We start from the raw sequence: 24707 nt of genomic DNA on the forward strand, positions 1-24707 counted from the left end.
ACCGACGGCGACGGCGACGGCGACGGTGAGGGTGACGGTGATGGTGAGGGTGACGGGGTAGGGCTGGGGCTGCTGCTCGGGCTCGCCGAGGGGCTGGGACTGGGACTGGCACTGGGGCTGGTGACGGTTCCACTGCAGGTGGTGCCGTTCAGCGCGAAGCTCGCCGGCACCGGGTTGGACGAGGTCCAGGAGCCGTTGAAGCCGAACGACGCACTGCCGCCGGTCGGGATGGCGCCGTTGTAGGAGGCGTTGGTCACGGTGACCTGGGCGCCCGACTGCGTGTAGCTGCCGTTCCACAGCTGGCTGATCGTCTGCCCGGCGGGGAACGACCAGGTGAGGCGCCAGCCGTCGATCGGGTCACCCAGGTTGACCACGTCCACGTTGGCACCGAAGCCGTCCTGCCACTGGTTGGTGACGGTGTAGGTGACCCGGCAGCCGGCGGCGGCCCGGGCGGAGCCGGCGGTCACGATTCCGAGGACGCTCAGCGCCGCGGCCATCCCGGCCGCGAGCCAGCGCCGATGTCGAGTGAAGCGCACGAGAATCTCCAGGGATAGTTGACGGCGACTTTCATGTCTGGAGTCAGCTCGCGGTGCAGGTCAGCGTGGGCACGCCGTTGGCGCCGTTCCAGGTGCCGAGGAAGCCGAACTGGGTGCTCGCGCCCGCGCCGAGCGCGCCGTTGTAGCCGACGTTGCGAGCGGTGACCTGGTCGCCGCTGCTGCTGATCGTGGCGTTCCACGACTGGGTGACCGTCTGGCCGTTGCCGAACCGCCAGCCGACGGTCCACGAGGAGATGGTCGAGCTGCCCGCGGTGACGGTCACCGTCGCCTGGAAGCCGCCGTCCCACTGCCCGGCGACGGCGTACGCGGCCGAGCACCCCGCGCCGCCCGGAGACGGGCTCGGCGACGGGCTGGCTGACGGACTGGGCGACGGGCTGGCTGACGGACTGGGCGACGGGCTGGCTGACGGGCTGGCTGACGGGCTGGGCGACGGGCTGGTGCCGGGGCCCTGCCCGATGCTGCCGGGCACCGACTGGAGCGCCGCGTACCAGGCGGCGGCCATCTTGTCGTAACCGGTCGCGGTCGGGTGGATGCCGTCGATCAGGTCGGCGGTGGTCAGCTTGCTGTGCATGTCGACCAGGTGGACGTGCTTGCCGCTGCCGACCTTGGACTGCACGATGCCGGGGATGGCCGCGTTGAAGGTGCGGGCGGCGGCCTCCTGGCCGGAGTTCGACAGCGGAATGATCGTCGCGACGAACACCTCGGCGTTCGGCGCGGCGGCGGTGATGTGGTCGATCAGCGTGGACAGCCGCTGCGGCGCGCCGGACAGGTTGTAGTTCTGCAGCACGTCGTTGGTGCCGATGTGCAGCAGCACCGTGCGCGGGGCAGAGGTACGCAGCCAGCCGGCGATGTTCGCGTCGATCTGGTCGATCCGCCACCCGGGGTGCCCCTCGTGGTCGTGGTCGCCCAGACTGGCCGGCCCGTTGTACTGCGACCCGACGAAGTCGATCGTGTAACGGCCCGCGGCCAGGCGCTGCCACAACCCGATCCGGTAACCGCCCGGCACCTGCGTGCCCTCGGTGATCGAGTCGCCCAGCGGCATCACCCGTACTCCGCCGTTGGACTCGGCGCGGGCGACGGCGGGCGCCGTCGCCACGACGGTCGCGACCAGGAGCGCGGTGGTCAGCCGGCGTCTCCACCGTCTCCATCCGCGCCGGTTTGTGAGCGTTAACATCGCTGGTGGTCAACCCCTTTCGGGCAAGGGTGAGGTGGGTGGGCGGGTTCCCGCTGTGGCCGACCCCGCACATAGCCGGGGCCGGGCTCCGGTAGCGCTTGTAGACATCATTGTTAGCGCTAACATCGGCTCAACGAGTCGATCGCTCCTCTCCTCGGATGACCGGGGGTGGTGGTGCGCCGGAGCAAATACGACGTGACGAGCCCCCGTCAAGCTCCGGCTCCCGCCCCCGTCCCGCCCTTCCGCCCGGCCTATGCGTCTCAACTGCCGCGATGAGACGCGAACGCACCACCGAGGGGAGGCGCGGTGATGAAACGTTCATCGAGACCCGCGCATCGAGGGCCACTGACAGAAGTGCCAGGAAAATTACATGCCGGGTTGACGGCATCAATGCAGCGTGCAGCCGTAGAGGCCCAAGCGGGCATCGAAACTTTCTGGGAACGCCCTTGACACGTTTCGGGATGATTTCCAGACTGACTCCCCGAGGCGGCTCCTCCTGCCGGGGTCGGTGGTGAGCGGCAGGGGCCGCAGTTTCGACGCGACGACGGCTCGCGTGCTGTTCCCGCGGGCGTCTATCCGCGTTTCCCTCATCGATTCCGCAGTGGAGGCTCAGGCATGGGCGAAAATCCCTTACCCGCCGACGGCGGACGACGGCTCGTCGGCACCCGCCGGCTGCTGGTCGCCGGCGCCCTCGGCGTACTCGGCACGGCCACCGCACTCGCGGCGTCCGTCCCCGCCGGCGCCGCCGCCGGCACGCTGGGCGCGGCGGCCGCCCAGAGCGGCCGCTACTACGGCGCCGCGATCGCGGCCGGTCACATGAACGACTCGACCTACGTGGCCACCTGGGACCGGGAGTTCAACGCCGTCACCCCCGAGAACGAGATGAAGTGGGACGCCACCGAGCCCTCGCGCGGCTCGTTCCGCTTCACCTCCGCCGACCAGATCGTCAGCCACGCCCAGAGCAAGGGCATGAAGATCCGCGGACACACGCTGGTCTGGCACAACCAGCTGCCGAGCTGGGTCGGCGGCCTGTCGGCCAGTGACCTGCGCAGCGCGATGACCAACCACATCAACAACGTGATGGGCCACTACAAGGGCAAGATCTACGCCTGGGACGTGGTCAACGAGGCCTTCGCCGACGGCGGCGCGGTCGGCACGCTGCGCAGCTCGGTGTTCACCCAGAAGCTCGGCAACGGCTTCATCGAGGAGGCATTCCGCGCCGCGCGGGCGGCCGACCCGAACGCCAAGCTCTGCTACAACGACTACAACATCGACGACGCCAACGCGAACAAGACCCGCGGCGTCTACAACATGATCAAGGACTTCAAGGCGCGCGGCGTGCCGATCGACTGCGTCGGGCTGCAGTCGCACCTGTCGTCGGGATCGGTGCCGTCCAACTACCAGCAGAACATCGCCCAGTTCGCCGCGCTCGGCGTCGACGTCCAGATCACCGAGCTCGACATCGGCGGCTCGGGCTCCGCCCAGGCCGACGCCTACCGCCGTGTCACCCAGGCCTGCACGGCGGTGCCCCGCTGCACCGGCATCACCGTGTGGGGCATCACCGACAAGTACTCCTGGCGTAGCGGCGACACCCCGCTGCTGTTCGACGGCAACTTCAACAAGAAGCAGGCGTACACGGCCGTCCTCGACGCGCTCAACGCCGCGACCCCGAACACGAGCCCGTCTCCGACCACCAGCCCGAACACCAGCCCATCCCCGACAACCAGCCCGAACACCAGTCCGTCCCCGAACACCAGCCCGTCCCCGACGCCGCCGGTGGGCGGGGCGTGCTCGGCGACCATCGAGACGACCAACAGCTGGCCGGGCGGGTTCCAGTCGACGGTGACCGTACGGGCGGGCAGTTCGGCGGTCAACGGCTGGACCGTGAAGTGGACCTGGCCGAGCGGGCAGAGCATCAGCAGCCTGTGGAACGGCACGCAGAGCGGGTCCGGCTCCAGCGTGACCGTCAGCAACGCCCCCTACAACGGCTCCATCGCGGCCGGCTCGTCCACCACCTTCGGCTTCACCGCCAACGGCAGCGCCGCCACCCCCACCGCGACCTGCACCAGCCCGTGACATGAGGAGACACTGATGCGCCTACCCTGGCGAGCGCGGCCGCCGCGCCGCTCCGCCGAACCGGCGGCGCCGCCTGGGGTGTCCCTGCGCCGGAAGCTGGCGATGACGGCGATGCCGCTCCTGTTGGCGGCGACCGGGCTGCTGAACGCCCACAGCGCGGAGGCCGCCGTGGCCTGCCGCGTCGACTACACCGTCGCCTCACAGTGGGGCGGTGGCTTCAGCGCCAACGTGGTGGTCGACAACCTGGGCGACGCCGTGAACGGCTGGCAGTTGTCCTGGACGTTCGGGGCCGGCCAGCAGATCACCCAGATCTGGAACGCCACCCACACCCAGTCGGGGTCGTCGGTGACGGCGACGAACGTCGGCTACAACGCCACCATCCCCTCGGGCGGCAGCGTCACCTTCGGGTTCAACGGCTCCTGGAACGGCTCCAACCCGGTGCCTGCCTCGTTCTCCCTGAACGGCGTGCCCTGCACCGGAAATCCGGGGTCGCCCAGCCCGAGTCCGACGTCCAGCCCGACCCCGAGTCCGACGTCCAGTCCGACCCCGAGCCCGTCGGCGAGTCCGACGGGTGGCGGCGGGACGCTGCCGTCGAGCTTCCGGTGGAGCTCGAGCGGTGCGCTGATCGCGCCGAAGCCGGACTCGTCGCACAACATCGCGGGCATCAAGGACCCGACGGTGGTGTACTACAACGGCAAGTACCACGTGTTCGCCAGCACGGCCCAGGCCTCGGGCTACAACCTGGTGTACCTGAGCTTCTCCGACTGGTCACAGGCGGGCTCGGCGACGCACTACTACCTGGACCGCACCCCGATCGGCTCGGGCTACCGGGCGGCGCCCGAGGTGTTCTACTTCGCGCCGCAGAAGCTGTGGTATCTCGTGTACCAGACCGGCAACGCCTCGTACTCCACCAACCCGGACATCGGCAACCCCAACGGGTGGAGCGCGCCGAAGAACTTCTACTCGGGGATGCCCGACATCATCCGGCAGAACATCGGCAACGGCTACTGGGTCGACATGTGGGTGATCTGCGACAACGCCAACTGCTATCTGTTCTCCTCGGACGACAACGGGCACCTGTACCGGTCGCAGACGACGCTCGCGAACTTCCCCAACGGGTTCGGCAACACGGTGATCGCGCTGCAGGACTCCAACCGGAACAACGTGTTCGAGGCGAGCAACGTCTACAAGGTGCAGGGAGACAACCGCTACCTGCTGATCGTCGAGGCGATCGGGTCGAGCGGCCGGCGCTACTTCCGGTCCTGGACGTCGAACAGCATCGCCGGGTCGTGGACGCCGCTGGCGGCCAGTGAGTCCAGCCCGTTCGCCGGATCGAGCAACGTGACCTTCCCCGGCGGCGCGTGGACCAACGACATCAGCCACGGCGAGATGGTCCGCACCCAGGTGGACCAGACGCTGACCATCAGCCCGTGCAAGATGCAGTACCTGTACCAGGGCCGAGACCCCAACTCCGGCGGGGACTACAACTCCCTGCCGTGGCGGCTGGGCCTGCTCACGCAGACCAACTCCACCTGCTGAGCCGTCCTTCCCCGATCCTTCCCCGGGGAAGCTGACCTCCGGTGCGGCGGACCCCCGTCGCGCCGGAGGTCTCGCCTCTAGCGCTTCGGAGGAGCGGTGCTCTCGCGTACGACGAGGGTCGTGGCGAACTCCTTGCGGTAGTGGGGGAGGGGCTCGCCCCTGGCGAGCGTCACCAGCATGGCGGCCGCCGCCCCCGCCATCTCGGTCAGCGGCTGGTGGATCGTGGTCAGCGGCGGAATGGCCCATCGCACCGGGGGCATGTCGTCGAAGCCGATGACGCTGAGGTCCTCCGGGATGCGCACCCCCATCTGGTGAGCCGCGTGGTAGACCCCGATGGCCTGGCCGTCGTTGGAGGCGAAAACGGCCGTGGGCGGGTCGGACAGGCGCAGCAGCCGGTGCGTGTGCGTCAGGCCGTCCTCGATCTGGTAGTCGCCCTGGCAGATCAGGTCCGGGTCGACGGGCACCCCGGCCGTGTCGAGCGCGGCGCGGTAGCCGTCGAGACGGGCGCGGCTGGACAACGCGTGCGACGGCCCGGTGATGATGGCGATCCGCCGGTGGCCCAGCTCCAGGAGGTGGCGGGTGGCGGTGAGCCCGCCGTTCCAGTTGCCCGCGCCCACCGAGGGGACGCGGTGTCCCGGGTCGCCGGTCGGGTCCAGGAGGACGAGGGGGATCTTGTGAGTGGCGAGCCGATCACGCTGGACGTCGGTCAGGTTGGAGAAGACCGCGATGACGCCGGCGGGACGACGGCCGAGCACGTCCTCCAGCCAGTCGGCGCCGGGGACGTGGTTGCCCTGTAACTCGGAGATGGCCACGGCCATGTGGTGCTCGCGCGCGACCTGCCCCACCCCCCGGGCGATCTCCGTCGGGTAGTCGCCCGCCAGTTCGTGGAAGACCAGCTCCAGCACGGCGGCCGGGCTGGAGCGCCGCCGCTGCCTGCGGAAGCCGTGCTCCCGGATGAGGCCCTCGATCAGGGCACGGGTCTCCGGCGCCACCGCGGAGCGGCCGTTCACCACCTTGGAGACCGTCGCCTTGGATACTCCGGCGAGTTCGGCGAGCTGCGCGAGGGTCAGCGGCTCGGGGACGGATGCGGACGGCTCGTCGACAACGGTCACAAGCCGCAGTCTAACGTCGAGGTGTGCGTATGGCTCTGAATGTTTCGGCGATTCGCCGAATAATTTCAGACAGTTACCAAGTTCGTACTGATACCAACTGCGAAAACTTTCGGAAACCGGTTTATCCGGCGAGTGTCGGCGTACCGAGCGCGGTGAGCGATGCGAGGCGTTCTGCATCCTCGGTGCCGGGCTCGGCCGTGTAGACCATGATGCGCAGATCGACGCCCGCCACGGTGAGCACGTCGCAGTCCAGCGTCAGGGGGCCGACGTCGGGATGGTCGATGATCTTGCGGGCGGCGTCGTGCCGTCCGACGGCGCCGGAATCCCACAGCTCGGCGAACCGCTCGCTGTTCGCGCGCAGATCCGCGACCAGCCGCCGCAGCCGCCGGTCGCCCGGATAGCGAGCGGCGGCCGCGCGCAGGTCGGAGACCAGGACCGTCTCGAACGCCCGCAGGGACTCCGCGGTGTGCCGGGCCCGGGTGCCGGAACCGAGGAAATGCCGCCACACCGCGTTGCGCTGGTCGCCGCGCGGCTCCTCCGACGGGTCGCCCATCAACGCGGCGTACGGAGGGTTGGCCAGGAGCAGCGTCCAGCACGCGTCGAAGACCGCGACGGGCGTGCCGGTCAGCCGGTCCAGCAACCGCAGGACGCTGGGGGTGATGTGCGTCGGCACCGTCTCCGGTTCCGGCGGCGCCAGCCCGGCCAGCCGGAACAGGTGTGCGCGCTCGGTGCCCGACAGCCGCAGGGCCCGGGCCAGGGCCTCGACGACCTGGGCCGACGGGTGGGACGCGCGGCCCTGTTCGAGCCGGGTGACGTAGTCGACGGAGATCCCGGCCAGCAGGGCCAGTTCCTCACGGCGCAGTCCGGCCGCGCGCCGCTGTCCCGCCGCGGGCAGTCCGGCGGTCTCGGGCGCGACCCGGTCACGCCAGCGGCGCACCGCCTTGCCGAACTCTCCCGTCATTCCGCCCGTCGCCATACGGACCAGTCTGCACCCGGCCGCTACTGCGCCTGGACGGAGCGGCAATTTGAGGCGGCCACGCGGAGACTGGGACCGCACCATGGACGTATGGGAGAGCATGAGGGACCGGGCTGCGTCTTCTGCGCGATCCTCCGCGGGGAGGCCGAGGCGAGCATCCCCTACGAGGACGACCGCGTCATGGTGATCATGGACATCGGGGCGGTGACACCCGGCCATCTTCTCGTGATTCCCCGCGTCCACGCCGTCGGCCTCGAAGACCTGGACGAGGAGACGAGCACACATGTGTGGAGGATCGGCCACCGCATGGGGCGGGCTCTGCGACGCTCGGGGCTTCGCTGCGAGGGCGTGAACGTTTTCCTGGCGGACGGCAAGGCCGCTTTCCAGGAGGTCTTCCATTTCCATCTACATGTGTTCCCCCGGTTCAAGGGGGACGCCTTCCGGATAGAGGCCGACTGGGGCACCAGGGAGCGAAGCCTGCTCGACCGCGAAGCCGAAGCGGTGCGATCCGGCCTGGCGGCCTTGGAGCCCTGATCTCCGGCATGATGGCGTGCATGGCTCTCGAATCCAGGCACGTCAGCGTATGGATCGACCGGCACGCGGCCGACGTCTACGAATACGCGTCGAACCCGGCCAACCTCCCGGAATGGGCTCCGGGGCTCGGCACCTCGGTGGAGAACGTCGACGGCCAGTGGTACGTGGAGACCCCGTCGGGCCGGGCCGGCTTGGCCTTCGCGAAGCGCAACGAGTACGGCGTGCTCGACCACGACGTCACGCTGCCCTCCGGGCAGGTCGTCCACAACCCGATGCGGGTCATCCCCGACGGCGACGCCTGCGAGGTGGTCTTCACCCTGCGCCGCCTTCCGGGTGTGAACGACGAGGACTTCGCCCGCGACGCGGGCCTCGTCCAGGCCGACCTCGCCCGTTTGAAGCACATACTCGAATCCGCCGCTCAGGCCCGTTGACCCCGCCTACCCCTCGTCGTAGCCCGCCAGTAGATCAACTCGAACAGGCGAGGCGGTGAGGGGTCGTTTTCCTTGCGCCTTCCGCCTGATCGGGATTCATTGCGTAGCATGCGCGTTCTGACTGATTCCGCGGGTGGCTCTCTGGCGCGAAATCGCGAATTCCGCTTGCTGTGGCTCAGCTTCACGATGTCGGTGGCGGCCGACCAGATCTTCCCGGTCACGGTCACCATCGCGGCCCTCAACGCGGGTGGCACCGCCTCGACCGTCGGCGCGATCTTCACCTGCCGGTGGATCGCGATGATCGTGTTCGCGTTGCTCGGCGGGCTGTGGGCGGACCGGCTGCCACGCCGTACGGTGATGGTCGCCTCGCTGGGTTTCCAGTGCTGCGTGGCCGCCGTCGGGTTGTGCGGTAATGCCTCCCCGTGGCTTCTCGCGCTCCTGGTCTTCCTCGTGGGAGGGGCGGAGGCCTTCCACCGGCCCGCGTACCAGGCCTGCTTGTCGTCGGTCCTCACCCCCGCCCAGCGTCCGGCCGGTGCGGCGCTGACGGCCGTCTCCTGGCGGTTGGGCGCCATCATCGGGCCCGGTCTCGGCGCGTACGTGGTGACGGCGTGGTCCGCCGGGATCGGATTTCTCGCCGTGCTGACGGCCTATCTGCTCGGTCTCGTCCTTCTCCTGCCGTTGCGTGAGCCCGTCGTCACACCGGGGCGGCGGGCGTCCGCCGTACGGGAGATCGCCGACGGTCTCTCCGAAGTCGTACGGCGGCGGTGGGTCCTGGGGGTGATCGTCGCCGTCGCGCTCCAGCAGATGCTCACGATCGCGCCGGCGCAGGTCCTGCTGCCTCTCGTCTCCCGCGAGACCTTCGGCGGCGACGCCGTGTACGGAACCGCCCTCGCCCTGCTGTCGGTCGGCGGCCTGGCGGGCGGGCTCGTCAGCATGAGATGGCAGCCCGACCGGCCGGGACTGGCCGCGATCGGCGGGCTCGCCCTCTACGGCGTCGTGCCGCTCGCGCTCACCTGGCCGGTGTCGCCGGGATTCGTGTACGCCTGCTACATCGCCGCGGGTCTGGGGCTGGAGATCTTCGCCGTGCAGTGGGTGGTGAACCTCCAGAGGGAGATCCCTCCGGAACGGCTCGCCCGGGTCACCTCCGTGGACTGGCTGGCCGCCTCGGTCATGACGCCCCTCGGTCTGACGCTCACCGGTCCGGCCGGCGCCGCGATCGGCCGCCCGGCACTGCTGGCGATCGGCGCGGTCGCCGGGTTCGCCGTGCCGCTGGCCACTCTTCTCCTCCGCGGCATGACGCGCTTCCAGAGCGATGTCAGCGCGCTCGGCGAGGACAGCGACCCGGAGGCGGCCACCTCGCTGAAGTACGGTCACAGCTCATGAGGATCCTCATCGTGGGCGGCAGCGGCTTTCTCGGCGACGAACTCGTGGGGCAGTCCGCGGCGGATGGCCATGTCGTGGCCGCGACCTACCTGACCCGGCCAGGCACGGCCGCGGGAGCCGACTGGGTGCCGCTCGATGTCCGTGACCGTACCGCCGTGGTCGACCTGATCGGCGCGTTCCGCCCTGACGTCGTCGTCAACGCGGCCTACCGTCAGCCGGACTGGGTGACGACGGCCGTCGGAGCCGCGCACGTGGCCATCGCAACCTCCGGGAACGGCGGGCGCCTGGTGCACGTGTCGAGCGATGCGGTCTTCTCCGGTAGGGCGATCACCTACGCCGAGGACAGCGTTCCCGATCCGGTCACTCCGTACGGAGCGGCGAAGGCGGCCGCAGAGGTGGCCGTGCAGGCGATCACCCCGACGGCGGTGATCGCCCGTACCTCTCTGATCATCGGAGACGGCGGCTCTCCGCACGAAGACTTGGTGCACGCGCTGGCCGCGGGCGGCATGCACGGGGTGCTGTTCACCGACGACGTGCGCTGCCCCGTGCATGTCCGCGACCTGGCAGCGGCTCTCTTGGAACTGGCGGCCTCTGATCGCACGGGGATCCACCACGTGGCCGGCGCAGACGCGGTGAGCCGATATGAGCTTGGATGTCTTGTCGCGCAGCGTGACGGCATCGATCCGGTTCGGCTGCCGTACGGCCGGCGCGCTGACACCGACCTGCCTGGGCCGCTCGATGTGCGGTTGGACTGCGGCCTGACTCAGCGGCGCCTGAGGACCAGGCTGCGCGGCGCCCGGGAGTTCCTGAGATAGCCGCCGCGCCTCTTCGATGTGACGGTTCAGGTGAGGATCTCGACGTACCCGTCGGTTCCGTTAACGCGGATCCGCTGCCCGTCCCGGATCAGCCGGGTGGCCTGCTCCACACCCACGACGGCCGGCAGGCCGTACTCCCGTGCGATCACCGCCCCGTGCGTCATGAGGCCGCCTACCTCCGTCACCAGTCCGGCGGCGGCGACGAACAGGGGCGTCCAGCTGGGGTCGGTGTAGGCGGTGACCAGGATGTCGCCCGCCTCAAGGTCGGCCTGTGCCATGTCCATGACGACACGGGCACGGCCCTCGACGGTCCCGGCCGAGACCGGGAGGCCGGCCAGCGCGCCGGGTGGGGCGTCGTCACGCCGATACCGGCTGGTGATGACCTCGCCGTCCGACGTGAGGACCCGGGGCGGTGTGAGCGCCTCGTACGACCGGAACGCCTCCCGCCTTTCCCGGATGAGTTCGGCGTCCACCTCGTTGGTGCGCACGACCTCCTGCAACTCCTCGAGCCGGAGGAAGAAGATGTCTTCCCTCTCGCGCAGGACGCCGGACTGGACGAGGCGATCGGCTTCCCGTAGCAACGCCTGCTTGTACACGAAGTAGCGGCTGATCATGCCGTACTTGGGGTACTCCCGGTATCCGGCGAAGGCGCGGACGCGGTCGATCATCCGCTTGGTCTCCGCGGCCTTCTGCTCCCCGTCGGGCAGGGCGCGCAGGCGCGTCAGCAGTTCCTGTTCCTTCCGTTGCGACTCTTGGCGTCCTTGTTCGAAGCGTCGCTTGCCGGCGCCCGGCTCGAAGTTCCTGATGTTGCCGAGGATGGTGGGCACGAGCGTGGCGGGTTGCTCGCTCCAGCGCGTTCTGGTGATGTCGATCTCGCCCGCGCAGCGCATGCCGTACTGGTCGAGGTAGCCCCGGATCGCGTCACGCGCTTCCCCTCCGCCGGCCAGCCCGGCCAGCTCGTCCAGGAAACCGTCGCCCTCCCGGCCTTCGTCCGCGACGCGCTGCAAGAACGCCACGACGTCCCCGTACGGCCGGATCGTGTCCGCGACGTCGAGGAGCGCCAGCCCCATCTCCGACGTGACGTTGTGGGGGACGGATTGCGTGAGCACGTCGGCCGCGTTCTTCTCGCCCAGCCACGCATCGAGGTGGTCGTTGAGCCACCAGGTCGCCTCCATCCCCGCCATGATCACCTGGGAGCTCCGCGGATCGAACAGGATGCGCTTCAGCTCCGCGATGTCGGCCAGGATGAAGTCGAGCAGCGCCGGCCCGGACAGACCCTGGATCTCCCGCCGCAGGGTGGCGACGGACGCCTCGCTGTGTCGGATCAACTCCGTGACGACGGCCGGATCGGTCTCGATCGGGGCGGGCGTGTCGCCGGCGGGTGCGGGGCCGGAACCTTCGTCAGGAAGCGCGCGGACGAAACCGCGGTCGAGGACGGTCTGCAGCGCGTCCCGAACCAGCGGGTCGGAGTTTCCGAAGGTCCCGAGGAGGCGCGCGCGGCCCGCGGATGTCGCCAGGACGGGGGCTACGTCGACGAACAACCGTCCGCCCGCCTCGTGCATCGGCCGTGGGGTCGTCAGCTGCCACAGGGAGAGTCCCAGCGGCTTCATCGCGTCGGTCATCATCTGCTGGTGACCGACGGAGACGTAGACGTGGTTCTCCTGGTCATCGGTCGCGGGGACGGGGAACAGGGTGGTGATCGGCCGGCTCTGGACGATGTGGAAGTCGTCGCCGACCAGGCACCATTCGATGTCCTGGGGCCGGCCAAAGTGCGCTTCGATCCGCCGGCCCAGCCGCACCAGGCGCACGACCTGTGCATCCGTCAGAGCCGGCCGCGTCTGCCGCTGCGGCTCGATCGGCACGTCCTGAGTGCCGCCTCCCGGCGACGCCTGGACGGACCGCGGCTTGGTGGCGACCGCTCTGGTGACGACCTGGTCGTCGCGCACCGTGTAGACGTCCCCGGTGACCAGACCGGAGACGAGCGCTTCGCCGAGCCCCCAACCGGCCTCCACGGTGGCGATCTTCCGGTTCGACGTCACGGGATCCGCGGTGAACAGGACCCCGGCCGCGTCCGGGAACACCATCCGCTGTACGACCACGGCCATCCGCACCTTCCGGTGGTCGAAGCCGTTGTGGTGCCGGTAGGTCACCGCCCGCTCCGTGAACAGCGAGGCCCAGCACCGCTGGACGTGCCGAAGGATCGCCGCCAGGCCCACGACGTTCAGGTACGAGTCCTGCTGGCCGGCGAAGGACGCGGTCGGCAGGTCCTCGGCCGTCGCGCTGGAACGCACCGCGTAGGAGGCGTGCTCCCCGAGCCGGGCGAGCGATTCACCGATCGCCGCCACGAGATCGTCAGGCATCGCGGCGCCCTCGACGGCGCGGCGGATATCCGCGCTCAGGGTGCGGATCGCCGCCCGGTCGTCCGGTTTCACGCGCGACAGCAGGTCAAGCTGAGCGTCGATCGACGGCACCTCGGCCACGACCCGCTGGAAGGCGTCCGTCGTGACGCAGAAGCCGTCCGGGACGCGGATGCCATCGATTCGCGAGAGCTCGCCCAGGTGCACCCCCTTTCCGCCGACGTCTGCGGCATTCGTCGAGTCGATGTCCTCGAATCCCAGCACGTAGCGCAATTCGCTGCTCCATCGTTCGTCGGGCCGGTTCGCAACGGGCAAGTATGAACCACTTTCCGGCGCCTCATGAGGCCCGCGCGTCTGCTATACAGTGAAAGTGGCGGGGAGTGACGTGCGCCGCATGCGCAGTCCGGCCCGACCTTCCCCCTTATTGGCACCGTCACCGGCCAGGTCCCGCCGGAGCGATGAAACCGCCAGGTCAGAGGTGAAACCAGCGTGAAGCCGCGATGAAGCCGGCGACGCGGAAGCTCTTCTCGTACGCCGGGAGGTACCCGGCGGAGAGAGGAGACGCGTCATGGCGGACCTCAGTGCCGTCCGGGCCGACAGTCTGGTCAAGAACTTCGGCGACTTCCGGGCCGTGGACGGCATCGACCTTCACGTACGGCAAGGCGAGATCTTCGGGGTCCTGGGCCCCAACGGAGCAGGCAAGACCACCATGCTCCGGATGCTCGCCACCCTGCTCCCGATCGACGGCGGCCATGCGGAGATCTTCGGCGTCGACGTCCGGCGGGAACCCCACCGCATCCGGCAGCTGGTAGGCGTCACCGGCCAGTACGCCTCGGTGGACGAGGACCTGACCGCCCGGGAGAACCTCTGGCTGTTCGCCCGCCTCCAGGGCCTGACCAGCACCCGAGCCAAGACGATCGCCGGTGACCTGCTCGAACGCTTCGGTCTCCAGGAGGCGGCCAACCGTCCCCTGTCCCAGTTCAGCGGAGGCATGCGCCGCCGCCTGGACCTGGCGTCGAGCCTGATCACCCGCCCACCCCTGATCTTCCTGGACGAGCCCACGACCGGCCTCGACCCGAGGACCCGAGGCCAGATGTGGGACACGATCCGTGAGCTGGTCACCGACGGCTCCACGATCCTTCTCACCACCCAATACCTGGACGAGGCCGACCAGCTGGCCGGCCGCGTGGCTGTGATCGACCGAGGCCGGAAGGTCGCCGAAGACACCCCCGACGCCCTGAAGACCCAGGTCGGAGACTCAACCCTGCAGCTCAGGCTCGCGGACGGCGCCGACACCGCCCTGGCCGCGGACGTCGTCCGCCGGCTGCTGGGTGAGGACCCGGTCCTGACCCCGGAATCGGGACGCATGAACATCCCCCTCCCCGACCCCGACCGGGCCGCGGACGTCCTGATCGGCCTGCGGGAAGCAGGCCTCGGCATCTCCTCGGTGAGCGTCGCCAAGCCGACGCTGGACGAGGTCTTCCTGGCGCTGACCGGCCACGGCGCCGACGAACCCCAGATGGAGGCGGCCCGATGACCACGAGCACTGCGACCTCGACCACCGCGACCCCGACCACCCGCGCCCCCCAGCGCATCGACCCGTCCGCCGCGGTCGCCCGCACCACGTCCCGCAGCTCACTTCAGGCGACCTGGGTCCAGGTCCTGGCGATGGCATGGCGAGCCCTGAAGAAGATGCGCCGCAAGCCCGAGCAGTTCTTCGACGTCCTCATCCAGCCCTTGCTGTTCACGGCGATGTTCGCGTTCATCTTCGGTGGCGCGATCTCCGGCAGCGTGTCGAACTACCTCCCGGTGCTGATCCCCGGCATCCTCGCCCAGACGGCCCTGACCGTCTGCATGGCGACGGGCGTGCAGCTGCGCGAAGACATGGACAAGGGGGTCTTCGACCGCTTCAAGTCCCTGCCGATCGCGAGGATCGCTCCGCTGGCCGGCCCGATGATCGCCGACCTGATCAGGTACGGCATCGCGTCGGTGCTGACGGTCGTCACCGGGCTGCTCATCGGGTACCGCCCCGGCGGCGGCGTGCTCGGCTGCGTCGGCGGTGTCGCGCTCACCGTGATCGCGGGCTGGTCGCTGGCGTGGATCTTCACCTGGCTGGGCACGATGGCGCGTTCGGCGCAGAGCGTCCAGGGCATCTCGATGATGATCATGTTTCCGCTCACCTTCCTGTCCAACGCCTTCGTCCCCGCTGACACGCTGCCCGGCTGGCTGGAGGCGTTCGTGAAGGTCAACCCGGTGTCGCACGTCGTCTCCGCGGTGCGCGACCTGCTCAACGACGGGGCCGTGACGGCCGAGGTCGGCTGGGCGGTCATCGGCTGCGCGATCGTCGTCGCGGTCTTCGCCCCGCTGGCGGTCCGCTCGTACTCCCGCAAGATGTAGCCGGTGTCAGAGCACCCGCTCCAGGACGGCGCGGGCCTCGGCCAGCAGGTCGGGGCCGCGCCGTTCGCCGTATTCGGCCTCGACCCGGGACAGGACACCGGGGGCGATGCGTTCGGCGTGCGCGGACAGCACCGACCACTGCATCGTCGGGGTGAACCGGTTGTAGGCGAACCGGTCGGCGAGCACGAGCAGCCGCACCGCCTCCTCGGCGGGCAGCGCCCCCTTCAGCAGGCCCCAGATGCCCAGCCCGGCGAGCACCATCCCCATCACCGGGTAGTCCCTGAACATGTGGTCCGGATCGAACCCGACCAGGACCTTGGCCCGCAGCGACTCGAAGAGGTCCGCGCCGTCGTCGCCCTCGCCGTACTGCGCGAACGCCGAGAGCGCGATGACCTCGCCCAGGATGGCCCACAGCGTGGAGCCGTCAGGCGCGCCGGGGACGCGCAGGTTCCGGAGCACCTCGGCGGTCTCGCGGTGCCGCCGCAGTCCCTCGGCGACGTCCCCGTCGGCGAGGGCCAGCTCGGCTTTGGCGGTGGCGACCGACAGGACCTCGCTGTAGGTGCCCTGGGTGGACAGCGCCTCCAGGTCGCCGACCATCCGCGCCGCCTCGTCGCGGCGCCCCTCGGTCAGCGCCCCCATGGCGAGGGCGGCGCGGAGCTGGACGGCGTCGTCCATCGCCCCGAGGCGTTCGAGCACCGGGAGCGCCTCGGTGGCATGCCTGGATGCCGACGCGGAGTCACCGAGGTGCGCGTACAGGCCGGCCAGCTGGGTGTGCAGCACCGCCCGGCGCCAGGGGACGTCGTCGTCATCGACGAGCTCGAGGGAGGCCCGGGCCGCTTCGATCGCGCCGACCGGGTCGCCGGAGTTCTCCCGGCCGTGACTCAGCCAGTGCAGCGCGATCTGGCGGATCAGCGGGTCGGGATCGGCGATCAGCATGTCGAAGCCGCTCTCGGGTTCCGCCATGGTGGTGAGCAGTGCGGTCACCAGCGCCCGGACGGCGGGGTTCGCCGAGTCGGCGCCCAGCGCGGACAGCATCTCCGCCGGCCCTCCGATCTCCTCTGAGGAGATCATCATGCTGTGGAACAGGACCATGCTCAGGGCCACCCGGGTCCGGTCGAGGAGCCCGGGCGGCGGCGTCCAGCCGCTCAGGGCGGCGGCGATGGCGGGAGTGAGGACGATGCCGCGCGTGTGGTCCCCGCGGATCGTCCAGTAGCCGCCCAGCGCGGAGAACAGCACCACGACCGCTTCCGGATCGGGATCGGCCAGGGCATCGCGCAGGATGTCGGCGAGGTTCGTCTCCTCGGCACGCAGCCGGCCCATCGCCTCGACCTGCTCCGGCGAGTACAGCCGGGCGCCGTGCCGCTCGGCGTAACCGACGGCCCATGCGCGTACGGCGGCCCGCGCCTCGGCGGTCTCGCCGGCCGAGTCCAGCCGCACCCGGCCGAACTCGCGCACCGTCTCCAGCATGCGGTAGCGGACGCCGTCGGCCGTCTCCACGACGGTGAGCAGGGACTGCTCCACGAGCTCCTCGACGTCGCCGAGAGCGTCGTCGCCGAGCACCTCCTCCGCCGCGTCGAGGGCGAAGCCGTCCGGGAAGGCCGAGAGACGGCGCAGGGCCCGGCGCTCCCGCTCGCCCAGCAGGTTCCAGGACCAGTCGATCACCGCCAGCAGCGTCTGGTGCCGGGAGGGGGCGCTCCGGTCACCGCCGCGCAGCAGCGAGAACCTGTCATCCAGCCGCCGGGCGATCTCGACCGGTGACATCACCCTCACCTTGGCGGCGGCCAGTTCGATCGCGAGCGGCAGGCCGTCCAGGCGGGCCACGACGGCGCGTACGTCGTCCTCGTCGAGGTGCACACCGGGCCGGGCCGCGGTCGCGCGGTCGCAGAACAGCTCGACGGCGTCACCGATTCCCAGCTGGGGCAGCGGATAGGCGCGTTCGGCGGCGATCGCCAGCGGCGAGCGGGTCGTGGTGAGAACGCGCAGCTCCCGTGTGGTCGCGGTCAGATAGGCGACCAGGTCGGCGACCGCCTCCACCAGATGCTCGCAGTTGTCGAGCACCAGCAGCGTCGGGGCCAGATCGAGCTGCTGGGCGATCCTGGCCCGGACGTCGGCGCGCTGCTGCGGGGTGAGCGTGCGGCGTCCGGTCACCGACTCGCGGACGCCGAGCGCCGACCCGACCTCGCCGATCAGGTCCTCGGGCGCGGTCACGCCGACCAGCTCGACGAAGTGCACCACCGGCTGCGGAGCCTCGCGGGCGACGGCGTGGGCGAGCCGGGTCTTGCCGAGCCCGCCCGGGCCGAGGATCGAGACCACCCGGGAGGTGGCGAGCAGTGCCCGCACTCGTCGCAGGTCGTCGTCGCGGCCGAGCAGCGGGGTCGTGTCGAACCGCACGCCGGAGCGTACGGGGCTGTCGAGCGCCAGCAGCTCACGATGGACCCGCCGCAGCTCAGGGCCGACGTCGGCGCCGATCCGGTCGCGCAGGGCCGAGCGGTAGCGCTCGAAGCGGTCCAGCGCGGCGCCCGTTCCGCGCACCGCCGCCTCGCTGTGCAGGAGGTCGGCGAGCAGCCCTTCGTCCTCGGGGTGGACGCGTACGGCCTCCTCGAGCTCGGGCAGGGCGGGGCCATGGTCGCCGCTCCGGCTCCGGGCCCGGGCGAGCACGACCCGCGCGGACGCCAGGTCGCGTTCCGCGCGCCGGCGCACCTCGGCCAGCGGGCCCTCGCCCTCGGGCGGCAGCGCCCCGACGCCAAGCGCGAGCGCCTCCTCCGCCGCCGCGGCCGCCGCGGCCGGATTCTCGGCGAGCAGCGCCCGCGCCCGGTCCGCCAGACCGTGCAGCCGGGCGGCGTCGACCCGGTCGGGCGGGACCTCGAGCCGGTAGCCGCCCCCTTCCGTGACCAGCGCCTCCGGCCCCACGACGGACCTGGTCCGGGATACCAGGACCTGCAGCGCCTTCGCCGGATTGGCCGGTTCGCTGTCCCCCCACACCTCCGCGACGAGCTGGTCCGCGTTCACGGTCCGGCAGGCGAGCGCGAGGGCTGCGAGCAGCGCCTGAGCCCTCTCACCGACCACCGGCTGCCCTCGCCACCGCACACCGTCGAGCAGGCTCAGGTGGATCGGCATGGCGCAAGTCTAGGCTTCACCGAGCCTTCCACCCGTTTCTCACCTTTGGCCGATACCGGATCTCAGCGCCGCGCCAGCGCCAGCACGCTCAGCCCGAACATCAGGACGCCCAGGGGGAGATGGACCGACGGTACGTGCGCGATGCCGAGCACGACCTGGACGGAGGCGAGGACAAGGAAGCCGGACGCGTGCCAGACGGGCCGGGGCGAGCCGCCGCCCGGCTTCCACGCCAGCACCGCCGCGAGCACGTACAGCATCGACGCCCCGTACATCACGCGGGCTCCCACACTGTGCAGCGTCCCCCCGTACGACGAGGTCAGCAGCAGTCCGGCGGAGACCGCTTGAAGGAAGATGGTCAGGGTCTGCAAGGTGATCGCGATCCGCAGAAACGAGAAGCTGCGCCGCGCCGTCGCCTGGGTGGCCATGTCACGGTCCCCCATTCCGCCCCCGGGGGCAGTAGATCGGTAAGGTCTCACCAGCCCGACGACGCGGGCCTGCGAAAGGTAAGGTGCGGAAGCGGTCGGGAGCACGGGGATGGCTGGGACGAGCACCGATGAGATAGCTGGTGAGCGGCGCCAACTGATCAATGTCGCCTACCGGTTGCTCGGTTCACTGGCCGAGGCCGAGGACGCCGTACAGGAGGCCTACGCGCGCTGGTACGCGCTGCCACCGAGTCGGCGGAAGGAGATCGTGTCCCCTGGCGCCTGGCTGACGACGGTGACCGGCCGCATCTGCCTGGACGTGCTCGGCTCGGCGCGGGCGCGGCGTGAACGCTATGTCGGCGCGTGGCTGCCCGAGCCGCTGCCCGAGTCGCTGCCGGGGCGCGCCGAGTGGGCCCACGGGCATGGCACCGACCCCGCTGACCAGATGGTCCTGGACGAATCGGTGACCATGGCCTTCCTCGTCGTCCTGGAGACGATGACGCCCGCCGAGCGGGTGGCGTTCGTCCTGCACGACGTCTTCCGTTACCCCTTCGCCGAGATCGCCGGCGTCCTCGGCCGTACCGCTGCGGCCTGCAAGCAACTGGCGGCCTCCGCCCGGCGGCGGGTCGGCGACGCACGCGCCCCGGTGCCGGCGGCCGGGCAGGCCGACGTGGTGCGGCATGTCAAGAAGGCATGGGAGACGAAGGACATCGCGGCCCTCGTCGACCTCCTCGACCCGGCCGCCGTGATGACCGCCGACGGCGGTGGCATGGTCGATACCGTCCTGCGCCCGATAGAAGGCGGCGCGCGCATCGCCCGGTACATGGTCTCCATCGCCGACAAGGCTCCGGGGCTCGAACTCCTGGAGCGGTCGGTCAACGGTGTGCCGGGCCTGGTGGCCCAGCGTGCCGGCGTCGTCGTGACCGTAGCCTCGTTCGATGTCGCCGACGGCCGCGTCACCCGGATCTGGGCGGTCCGCAATCCGGAGAAGCTGCGGCTGTGGGCACGGACGGCTTGATACTCCAGTCGCCACCGCCCATCCGCGCCCGGCCGGTCCGCCGAGCGCTTGTCGTCGTCTCGATGCTCACGTGCCTCGGTCCGCTCGCGCTGACGGGCTGCACCCGACCGGACGAGCCGCCGTCGCTACCGCTGGCCCGAGTGATACATCCGGACCGCTGATGGCGTGGCGGCGCGAACCGGTCAGCCGCAGGACACCGTGAGCGTGCCCAGGTGGGCGAACTCGGCGGTGACCGGGCGGCCCGGTTCCAGCGGGACCGCGTCGGTCATCCCGCCGGTGAGGACGATCCAACCCTCCTCCAGGGCCAGCCCTCGCTCGGCGAGGGAGTTCGCGGCGAGCGCGAGCGCCCGCGCCGGATGGCCCTGCACGGCCGCGCCCGTCGCGGTGTCCACCACCGTCCCCGCCACACTCAGCACGCACGCCTCGAGCGCGAGGTCGAGGCCGGCCGGGTCCACTTCCACGTCACCCACTACGAACTGGGCCGACGACGCGTTGTCGGCGACCACGTCGGGGAGGGTGAACCGGAAGTCGCGGTAGCGGCTGTCGATCACTTCGAGGCCCGCGGACACGCTCCGCACCGCCGCCATCGCCGAGGCCGGGGTGACCCCGGGGCCCTCCAACCGCCGACCGAGCGTGAAGACGATCTCGGGCTCCACCCGCGGATGGATGAGGCGCTCGGTCCGCACGTGCGCGCCGGCGTCGAGCATCATGCCGTCGGTGAGCCAGCCGGTCAGCGGGGCGTCCACGCCCATCCGCCGCTGCTTGGCGCGCGAAGTGAGGCCCAGCTTCACGCCGACGATCCTCTCGCCTCCGGCGACCCTGGCCGCCACCAGCTCCGACTGCACCTGGTAGGCGGTGCCGAGGTCCAGGCCGGGCCAGTCCTCTGTGATGGGGTGGCGCGCCGTACGGGTCGACTCCGCCGCGCGCAGCTCCTCGACGGCCCGATCGACCGTCCATGTGTTCGCCGTCATGGTGGCCAAGGTGGACCGGGGCGGCCGCGGCTTCCACCTGGCGTTCCCGCATACCGGAAATCCGGATAGTTGCGTCCGTCACTATCGGTCCTACGGTCACTCCAACCCGCCGTCGTGCCTTGAGGCGGGGGAAACATCCCAGGCTGGAGGAATCCGTCGATGAACAGACAGGAACTCAAGGTCGTCGGCGCGTCGGCCGTCGGCACGGCGTTCGAGTGGTACGACTTCTTCCTCTACGGCGCGCTCGTCCCCGTGATCGGCAGCAGGTTCTTCAGCGACTACGGCACGGCGGCGCAGACCGTGTTCGCGCTGTTGACCTTCGCCGCCGGGTTCATCGTCCGCCCGATCGGCGCGCTGGTGTTCGCCCGGATCACCGACCTGGTCGGCCGCAAGATCGTGTTCCTGATGACGCTCGTGCTGATGGGCGCCTCGACGGTCGCGGTCGGGTTGCTGCCCACCGCGGACGAGATCGGCATCCTGGCCCCGATCCTGCTGGTGACCTGCCGCATCCTGCAGGGACTCGCGGTCAGCGGCGAGTTCGGCGCGGCGGTCACCTACGTCTCGGAGTACGCCCCCGCGCGGCAGCGCGCGTACTTCGTCGGCTGGCTCACCGGCACCACGGCTCTCGCCTTCAGTCTGTCGCTGGGCGTGCAACTGCTGGTGCAGGCCGTCGTGGGCGCGGACGCGTTCGAGGAGTGGGGCTGGCGGGTGCCGTTCGTCATCTCCGTCGTGCCGCTCGCGCTTTCCGTGTGGATCCGCACCAAGCTGAACGAGAGCCCGATGTTCCTCAAGATGAAGGAGGGGGGCACCCAGACCAAGGCGCCGCTGCGCGAGGCGTTCGGTTCGCGGGCGCGGGTGCGGATGGTGGCGATCGTGTTCGTGATGGCCGCGACGCAGTCGTTCATCGGCTACCTGTCCACCGTGTACATGGTGACCACGATGAAGACCTACCTCAAGGCCGACTCGTTCACGGTCAACGCGATCTTCATGGTGATCATGTTGATCGGGTTCTTCCTGTGCGTCCTCGCCTGCCGGGTGTCCGACCGGATCGGGCGCCGGCCGGTGCTGTTCGCGGGGCTCGGGCTGGCCGCGCTGCTCGTGTTCCCGATCACCGGCGCCATCGTCTCGACCACGAACCCGGATCTCGCCCGGGCTCAGGAGAACGTGTCGGTCGTCATCCAGGCCGACCCGGCCGAGTGTTCCTTCCAGTTCAACCCCGCGGGCACCGCCACCTTCACCTCCGACTGCGACCGGGCACGGAATGTGCTCCAGGCCAACTCGGTCACCTTCGAGCGGCAGGACGCCACCGGTCCTACCAGGGTCCTCGTGAACGACACCCAGGTCTCCGGTGGCCCGCGGATGACGGACGAACTGCTGTCGGCGCTCAGGACGGCCGGATATCCGGTCGGCGGATCGGGCGGCACGATCAAGATCGCCGGGTTCGGGGACCTCTTCGACGGGCCCGTCCTCGCGGTCGCGCTGCTGCTCCTCGTGCTGGTCGCGTTCGCGCAGATGGCCCAGGGACCGGCCGCGACGGCGATGGCGGAGGTGTTCCCGACCCGCGTCCGGGCCACGGCGCTCTCGATCCCCTACCAGCTCGGCGTCGGCGTGTTCGGCGGTCTCCTGCCGGCGACGATGGTCGCCATCGGGGCCGAAGTGGGCAGCACCACCACCGCACTGTGGTACCCGGTCGGGGCCATGGCGCTGGGTCTGTTGATCCTGGTGTTCACTCTGCCGGAGACCAAGGGTGTGGATCTCGCCGATGTGCGCCTGGCCGGCGACGAGGCCGTGGAGCCCGTCGTACGCCAGGCCGGCTGATCGTCGCATCCGTCCCGGAACCGCATCCAGAAAGGTAAGGCTTCATGCCGATCATCGACGTCTCACTGCTGGCCGGCCGTACCGAGTCCGAGCTGCGCGAGATGATCTCGGCCGTCCACGACGCGGTCGTGCGCAGCCTCGGGGTCCCGCCCGAGTCGGTGCGGATCCTGGTGCGTGAGCTGCCGCCGACCCACTGGGCCGCGGGCGGCGAGACGATCGCCGAGCGCAGGGCGCGCTCCTAGGAAGCCGGGACGGGCCGGGGCCGACGTCGGCCCCGGCCCGTCTCACGTCGCCGTCAGCCGCGGAAGTGCGTGCTGCTCCAGCCGCCGTCCACCGGGATGGTGAGGCCGGTGACGAACGCCGCCTCGTCCGACGCCAGGAACGCGACGACCCGCGCGACGTCGATCGGCTGCCCGACTCTCGGCAGTGGGCGCGACCGGGTCACCAGGTCGTCGAAGACACCGGCGGCGATCTTCGCGCGGGTCGCCGGGGTCTCGATCAGGCCCGGCGCCACGGCGTTGACCCGGATGCCGCGCCGGCCATACTCGGCCGCCATCTGGCGGGTGAGACTTGAGACCGCGCCCTTGGCCGCCGAGTAAGGCGCGGACCCCGCGACCCCGGTCAGCGCGAACGTCGAGGACGTGTTGACGATCGCCCCGCCCGCGTCGCCGAACGCGATCACCGCGCGGCGGCTGAGCGCGAACGTCGTGCCGAGGTTGGTCCGCAGGAAGAACTCGAAGTCCTCGTCCGTGGTGTCGGCCGCCGGGCGGTCCCCGGCCCTGCCCGCGATGTTGGCGAGCACGTCCGGCGTGCCCACGACCTCGGCGCAGTGGTCGAAGACCCGCTCGGCCGCGCCCGCCGAGGTGAGGTCGACGGCCAGCACGGCCAGCTCGTCACCGGCCGCCGCCACCTCGTCTCGCAGTCCCAGCAGGCCCTTCTCGTCGCGGTCCACGGCGAGCACCGCCGCGCCGCGGGCGGCGAACAGCGCGGCGGTCGCGCGTCCGATGCCCGACGCCGCCCCGGTGACGATCGCCGTCTTACCGCGCAGCTGCCCGTTCACGAATGTCCTCCCGAACCTCGATGCCATGCGCTCCGATGATGCGCGGTGGCTCGATGCCCGGCCACCTGCGGGCTTCCGCTCAATGAGAACCGGTCCTGGTGGCCGGAGCACGCGTCAGGTCAGTTTCGGACCATGGACGTACGTGGACTGCGGGTGACGTTCCCCTCCGATGGGGTCGCGCTGCTGGAACTGGACCGGCCGCACCGCCGTAACGCGCTGGACCGCGCGCTGCTCGACGGACTGCCCACGGTGCTGCGCGAGCTGGACGGCGACTGCGCCGTACGGGCCCTGGTGGTGACCGGGCGCGGCGGCGCGTTCTGCGCGGGCGGCGACCTGGACGCGATCGGCGACATGGGGAACGAGGCGCCGCGAGATGCCCGGGAGCGCATGACGCGCGAGTTTTCCGCCGCCGGGCTGCTGCTGGACTTCCACGCGCCGACCATCGCCGCCGTGGACGGCGCGGCCGTCGGCGCCGGGATGGCTTTCGCCCTCGCGTGTGACCTACGGATCGGCTCGCCCGGCGCGGTGTTCGCCAGCCCGTTCATCAAGATGGCGCTGGTCCCCGACTTCGGCGTGACGTGGCTGCTCACGCGGGCGGTCGGCGCGGCGCGAGCGACGGAGCTGGCGCTGTCCGGGCGGAAGGTGGCGGCGGAGGAGGCCGTACGGATCGGCCTGCTCGACGTCGTCGCGGACGACCCCCTCGCGCAGGCGCTCGGCCGCGCCGAGACGCTCGCGGCGGCGCCCCCCGAGGCGGCGAGGGCGACCAAGCGCCTGATCGCCGCGGCGGCCGGCGGCGGGCTGGCGGAGGCGGTGGACCGGGAGGTCGCCGAGCAGATCCGGGCGGTGAACTCTCCGGAGTTCGGGCGGCGGTGGGCGGAGTGGTCGCGCGCGGTGCGCGGCAGCTCTTCCCGGCGAATGGAAACCGGTCGTTGAGCGCACGCCGGTCGCGC

21 protein-coding genes are annotated in these 24707 nt (G+C 70.6%); 12 read left to right on the forward strand and 9 right to left on the reverse strand.

Annotated elements, in window-relative coordinates; genetic code table 11:
* On the reverse strand, nt 1-536 hold a 536-nt coding region (locus tag Msi02_RS30480), incomplete at its 3' end, for a cellulose-binding domain-containing protein (protein WP_204051426.1).
* Nucleotides 537-579: 43 nt separating this feature from the next.
* On the reverse strand, nt 580-1731 hold the full coding sequence (locus Msi02_RS30485) for a cellulose binding domain-containing protein (RefSeq protein WP_204051427.1): 1152 nt from the start codon (nt 1729-1731) through the stop codon (nt 580-582).
* Between the two features lie 615 nt (nt 1732-2346).
* On the opposite strand from Msi02_RS30485, the gene Msi02_RS30490 reads away from it, so the two are divergent.
* Together Msi02_RS30490 and Msi02_RS30495 are read left to right on the forward strand one after the other, a co-directional pair.
* On the forward strand, nt 2347-3807 hold the full coding sequence (locus Msi02_RS30490) for a glycoside hydrolase family 10 protein (RefSeq protein WP_204051428.1): 1461 nt from the start codon (nt 2347-2349) through the stop codon (nt 3805-3807).
* 15 nt (nt 3808-3822) lie between these two features.
* The gene (locus Msi02_RS30495) at nt 3823-5346 is read left to right on the forward strand and encodes a glycoside hydrolase family 62 protein (protein WP_204051429.1); all 1524 of its coding nucleotides are present in this window, start codon (nt 3823-3825) and stop codon (nt 5344-5346) included.
* 77 nt (nt 5347-5423) lie between these two features.
* On the opposite strand, the gene Msi02_RS30500 is transcribed toward Msi02_RS30495, so the two are convergent.
* Together Msi02_RS30500 and Msi02_RS30505 are read right to left on the reverse strand one after the other, a co-directional pair.
* Nucleotides 5424-6458 carry a LacI family DNA-binding transcriptional regulator gene (locus tag Msi02_RS30500; RefSeq protein WP_239108826.1) on the reverse strand — a complete coding sequence of 345 codons (1035 nt, stop codon included), beginning with the start codon at nt 6456-6458 and terminating at the stop codon, nt 5424-5426.
* A gap of 121 nt (nt 6459-6579) precedes the next feature.
* Nucleotides 6580-7434, reverse strand: a complete 855-nt coding sequence (locus Msi02_RS30505; protein WP_204051431.1) for a helix-turn-helix transcriptional regulator — start codon at nt 7432-7434, stop codon at nt 6580-6582.
* A gap of 90 nt (nt 7435-7524) precedes the next feature.
* On the opposite strand from Msi02_RS30505, the gene Msi02_RS30510 reads away from it, so the two are divergent.
* From Msi02_RS30510 to Msi02_RS30525, 4 genes are all read left to right on the forward strand, one after another.
* The gene (locus Msi02_RS30510; protein WP_079315357.1) at nt 7525-7968 is read left to right on the forward strand and encodes an HIT family protein; all 444 of its coding nucleotides are present in this window, start codon (nt 7525-7527) and stop codon (nt 7966-7968) included.
* 20 nt (nt 7969-7988) lie between these two features.
* Nucleotides 7989-8399, forward strand: coding sequence for an SRPBCC family protein (locus tag Msi02_RS30515; RefSeq protein WP_204051432.1), 411 nt, complete (start codon nt 7989-7991; stop codon nt 8397-8399).
* A gap of 108 nt (nt 8400-8507) precedes the next feature.
* Nucleotides 8508-9782, forward strand: coding sequence for an MFS transporter (locus Msi02_RS30520; protein ID WP_275414186.1), 1275 nt, complete (start codon nt 8508-8510; stop codon nt 9780-9782).
* Nucleotides 9783-9793: 11 nt separating this feature from the next.
* The gene (locus tag Msi02_RS30525; protein ID WP_308441840.1) at nt 9794-10597 is read left to right on the forward strand and encodes a sugar nucleotide-binding protein; all 804 of its coding nucleotides are present in this window, start codon (nt 9794-9796) and stop codon (nt 10595-10597) included.
* Between the two features lie 26 nt (nt 10598-10623).
* Here Msi02_RS30525 and rph read toward each other — a convergent pair whose 3' ends face one another.
* Nucleotides 10624-13218, reverse strand: a complete 2595-nt coding sequence (gene rph / locus Msi02_RS30530) for a rifamycin-inactivating phosphotransferase (protein WP_239108836.1) — start codon at nt 13216-13218, stop codon at nt 10624-10626.
* A gap of 304 nt (nt 13219-13522) precedes the next feature.
* Between rph and Msi02_RS30535 the strand changes: the two genes are divergently transcribed.
* Nucleotides 13523-14491, forward strand: coding sequence for an ATP-binding cassette domain-containing protein (locus Msi02_RS30535; RefSeq protein ID WP_204051436.1), 969 nt, complete (start codon nt 13523-13525; stop codon nt 14489-14491).
* A complete protein-coding gene (locus Msi02_RS30540; RefSeq protein WP_079315365.1) occupies nt 14488-15351 on the forward strand; it encodes an ABC transporter permease in 864 nt (287 codons plus the stop codon). Before Msi02_RS30535 ends, Msi02_RS30540 begins: the two co-directional genes overlap by 4 nt.
* Nucleotides 15352-15357: 6 nt before the next feature.
* Here the strand turns inward: Msi02_RS30540 and Msi02_RS30545 are convergent, their stop codons facing one another.
* Together Msi02_RS30545 and Msi02_RS30550 are read right to left on the reverse strand one after the other, a co-directional pair.
* Nucleotides 15358-18468: an AfsR/SARP family transcriptional regulator gene (locus Msi02_RS30545; protein ID WP_204051437.1), complete on the reverse strand. Its 3111-nt coding sequence runs from the start codon at nt 18466-18468 to the stop codon at nt 15358-15360.
* 62 nt (nt 18469-18530) lie between these two features.
* Nucleotides 18531-18893, reverse strand: coding sequence for a hypothetical protein (locus Msi02_RS30550; RefSeq protein WP_079315431.1), 363 nt, complete (start codon nt 18891-18893; stop codon nt 18531-18533).
* Nucleotides 18894-19002: 109 nt separating this feature from the next.
* On the opposite strand from Msi02_RS30550, the gene sigJ reads away from it, so the two are divergent.
* Complete coding sequence (gene sigJ / locus Msi02_RS30555) at nt 19003-19908, forward strand: RNA polymerase sigma factor SigJ (protein ID WP_204051438.1); 906 nt, start codon at nt 19003-19005, stop codon at nt 19906-19908.
* A gap of 182 nt (nt 19909-20090) precedes the next feature.
* Here sigJ and Msi02_RS30560 read toward each other — a convergent pair whose 3' ends face one another.
* Nucleotides 20091-20879, reverse strand: a complete 789-nt coding sequence (locus Msi02_RS30560; protein WP_204051439.1) for a 2-keto-4-pentenoate hydratase — start codon at nt 20877-20879, stop codon at nt 20091-20093.
* Between the two features lie 159 nt (nt 20880-21038).
* On the opposite strand from Msi02_RS30560, the gene Msi02_RS30565 reads away from it, so the two are divergent.
* Together Msi02_RS30565 and Msi02_RS30570 are read left to right on the forward strand one after the other, a co-directional pair.
* Nucleotides 21039-22697 carry an MFS transporter gene (locus Msi02_RS30565; RefSeq protein ID WP_204051440.1) on the forward strand — a complete coding sequence of 553 codons (1659 nt, stop codon included), beginning with the start codon at nt 21039-21041 and terminating at the stop codon, nt 22695-22697.
* 44 nt (nt 22698-22741) lie between these two features.
* Nucleotides 22742-22939 carry a tautomerase family protein gene (locus tag Msi02_RS30570; protein WP_079315370.1) on the forward strand — a complete coding sequence of 66 codons (198 nt, stop codon included), beginning with the start codon at nt 22742-22744 and terminating at the stop codon, nt 22937-22939.
* A gap of 53 nt (nt 22940-22992) precedes the next feature.
* Here Msi02_RS30570 and Msi02_RS30575 read toward each other — a convergent pair whose 3' ends face one another.
* Nucleotides 22993-23757 carry an SDR family NAD(P)-dependent oxidoreductase gene (locus tag Msi02_RS30575; RefSeq protein WP_204051441.1) on the reverse strand — a complete coding sequence of 255 codons (765 nt, stop codon included), beginning with the start codon at nt 23755-23757 and terminating at the stop codon, nt 22993-22995.
* 132 nt (nt 23758-23889) lie between these two features.
* Between Msi02_RS30575 and Msi02_RS30580 the strand changes: the two genes are divergently transcribed.
* On the forward strand, nt 23890-24690 hold the full coding sequence (locus Msi02_RS30580) for an enoyl-CoA hydratase/isomerase family protein (protein WP_079315371.1): 801 nt from the start codon (nt 23890-23892) through the stop codon (nt 24688-24690).
* Nucleotides 24691-24707: the final 17 nt, after the last annotated feature.

The sequence above is a fragment of the Microbispora siamensis genome (assembly GCF_016863095.1).
GTDB classification, from domain to species: Bacteria; Actinomycetota; Actinomycetes; order Streptosporangiales; family Streptosporangiaceae; genus Microbispora; species Microbispora siamensis.

Excerpts from the sequence above, each read along its gene's own strand:
- Msi02_RS30485 (WP_204051427.1), bottom strand. The coding sequence starts at position 1,731 with ATGTTAACGCTCACAAACCGGCGCGGATGGAGACGGTGGAGACGCCGG.
- Msi02_RS30490 (WP_204051428.1), top strand. The coding sequence starts at position 2,347 with ATGGGCGAAAATCCCTTACCCGCCGACGGCGGACGACGGCTCGTCGGC.
- Msi02_RS30495 (WP_204051429.1), top strand. The coding sequence starts at position 3,823 with ATGCGCCTACCCTGGCGAGCGCGGCCGCCGCGCCGCTCCGCCGAACCG.
- Msi02_RS30505 (WP_204051431.1), bottom strand. The coding sequence starts at position 7,434 with ATGGCGACGGGCGGAATGACGGGAGAGTTCGGCAAGGCGGTGCGCCGC.
- Msi02_RS30510 (WP_079315357.1), top strand. The coding sequence starts at position 7,525 with ATGGGAGAGCATGAGGGACCGGGCTGCGTCTTCTGCGCGATCCTCCGC.
- Msi02_RS30515 (WP_204051432.1), top strand. The coding sequence starts at position 7,989 with ATGGCTCTCGAATCCAGGCACGTCAGCGTATGGATCGACCGGCACGCG.
- Msi02_RS30520 (WP_275414186.1), top strand. The coding sequence starts at position 8,508 with ATGCGCGTTCTGACTGATTCCGCGGGTGGCTCTCTGGCGCGAAATCGC.
- Msi02_RS30535 (WP_204051436.1), top strand. The coding sequence starts at position 13,523 with ATGGCGGACCTCAGTGCCGTCCGGGCCGACAGTCTGGTCAAGAACTTC.
- Msi02_RS30540 (WP_079315365.1), top strand. The coding sequence starts at position 14,488 with ATGACCACGAGCACTGCGACCTCGACCACCGCGACCCCGACCACCCGC.
- Msi02_RS30545 (WP_204051437.1), bottom strand. The coding sequence starts at position 18,468 with ATGCCGATCCACCTGAGCCTGCTCGACGGTGTGCGGTGGCGAGGGCAG.
- Msi02_RS30550 (WP_079315431.1), bottom strand. The coding sequence starts at position 18,893 with ATGGCCACCCAGGCGACGGCGCGGCGCAGCTTCTCGTTTCTGCGGATC.
- sigJ (WP_204051438.1), top strand. The coding sequence starts at position 19,003 with ATGGCTGGGACGAGCACCGATGAGATAGCTGGTGAGCGGCGCCAACTG.
- Msi02_RS30560 (WP_204051439.1), bottom strand. The coding sequence starts at position 20,879 with ATGACGGCGAACACATGGACGGTCGATCGGGCCGTCGAGGAGCTGCGC.
- Msi02_RS30565 (WP_204051440.1), top strand. The coding sequence starts at position 21,039 with ATGAACAGACAGGAACTCAAGGTCGTCGGCGCGTCGGCCGTCGGCACG.
- Msi02_RS30570 (WP_079315370.1), top strand. The coding sequence starts at position 22,742 with ATGCCGATCATCGACGTCTCACTGCTGGCCGGCCGTACCGAGTCCGAG.
- Msi02_RS30580 (WP_079315371.1), top strand. The coding sequence starts at position 23,890 with ATGGACGTACGTGGACTGCGGGTGACGTTCCCCTCCGATGGGGTCGCG.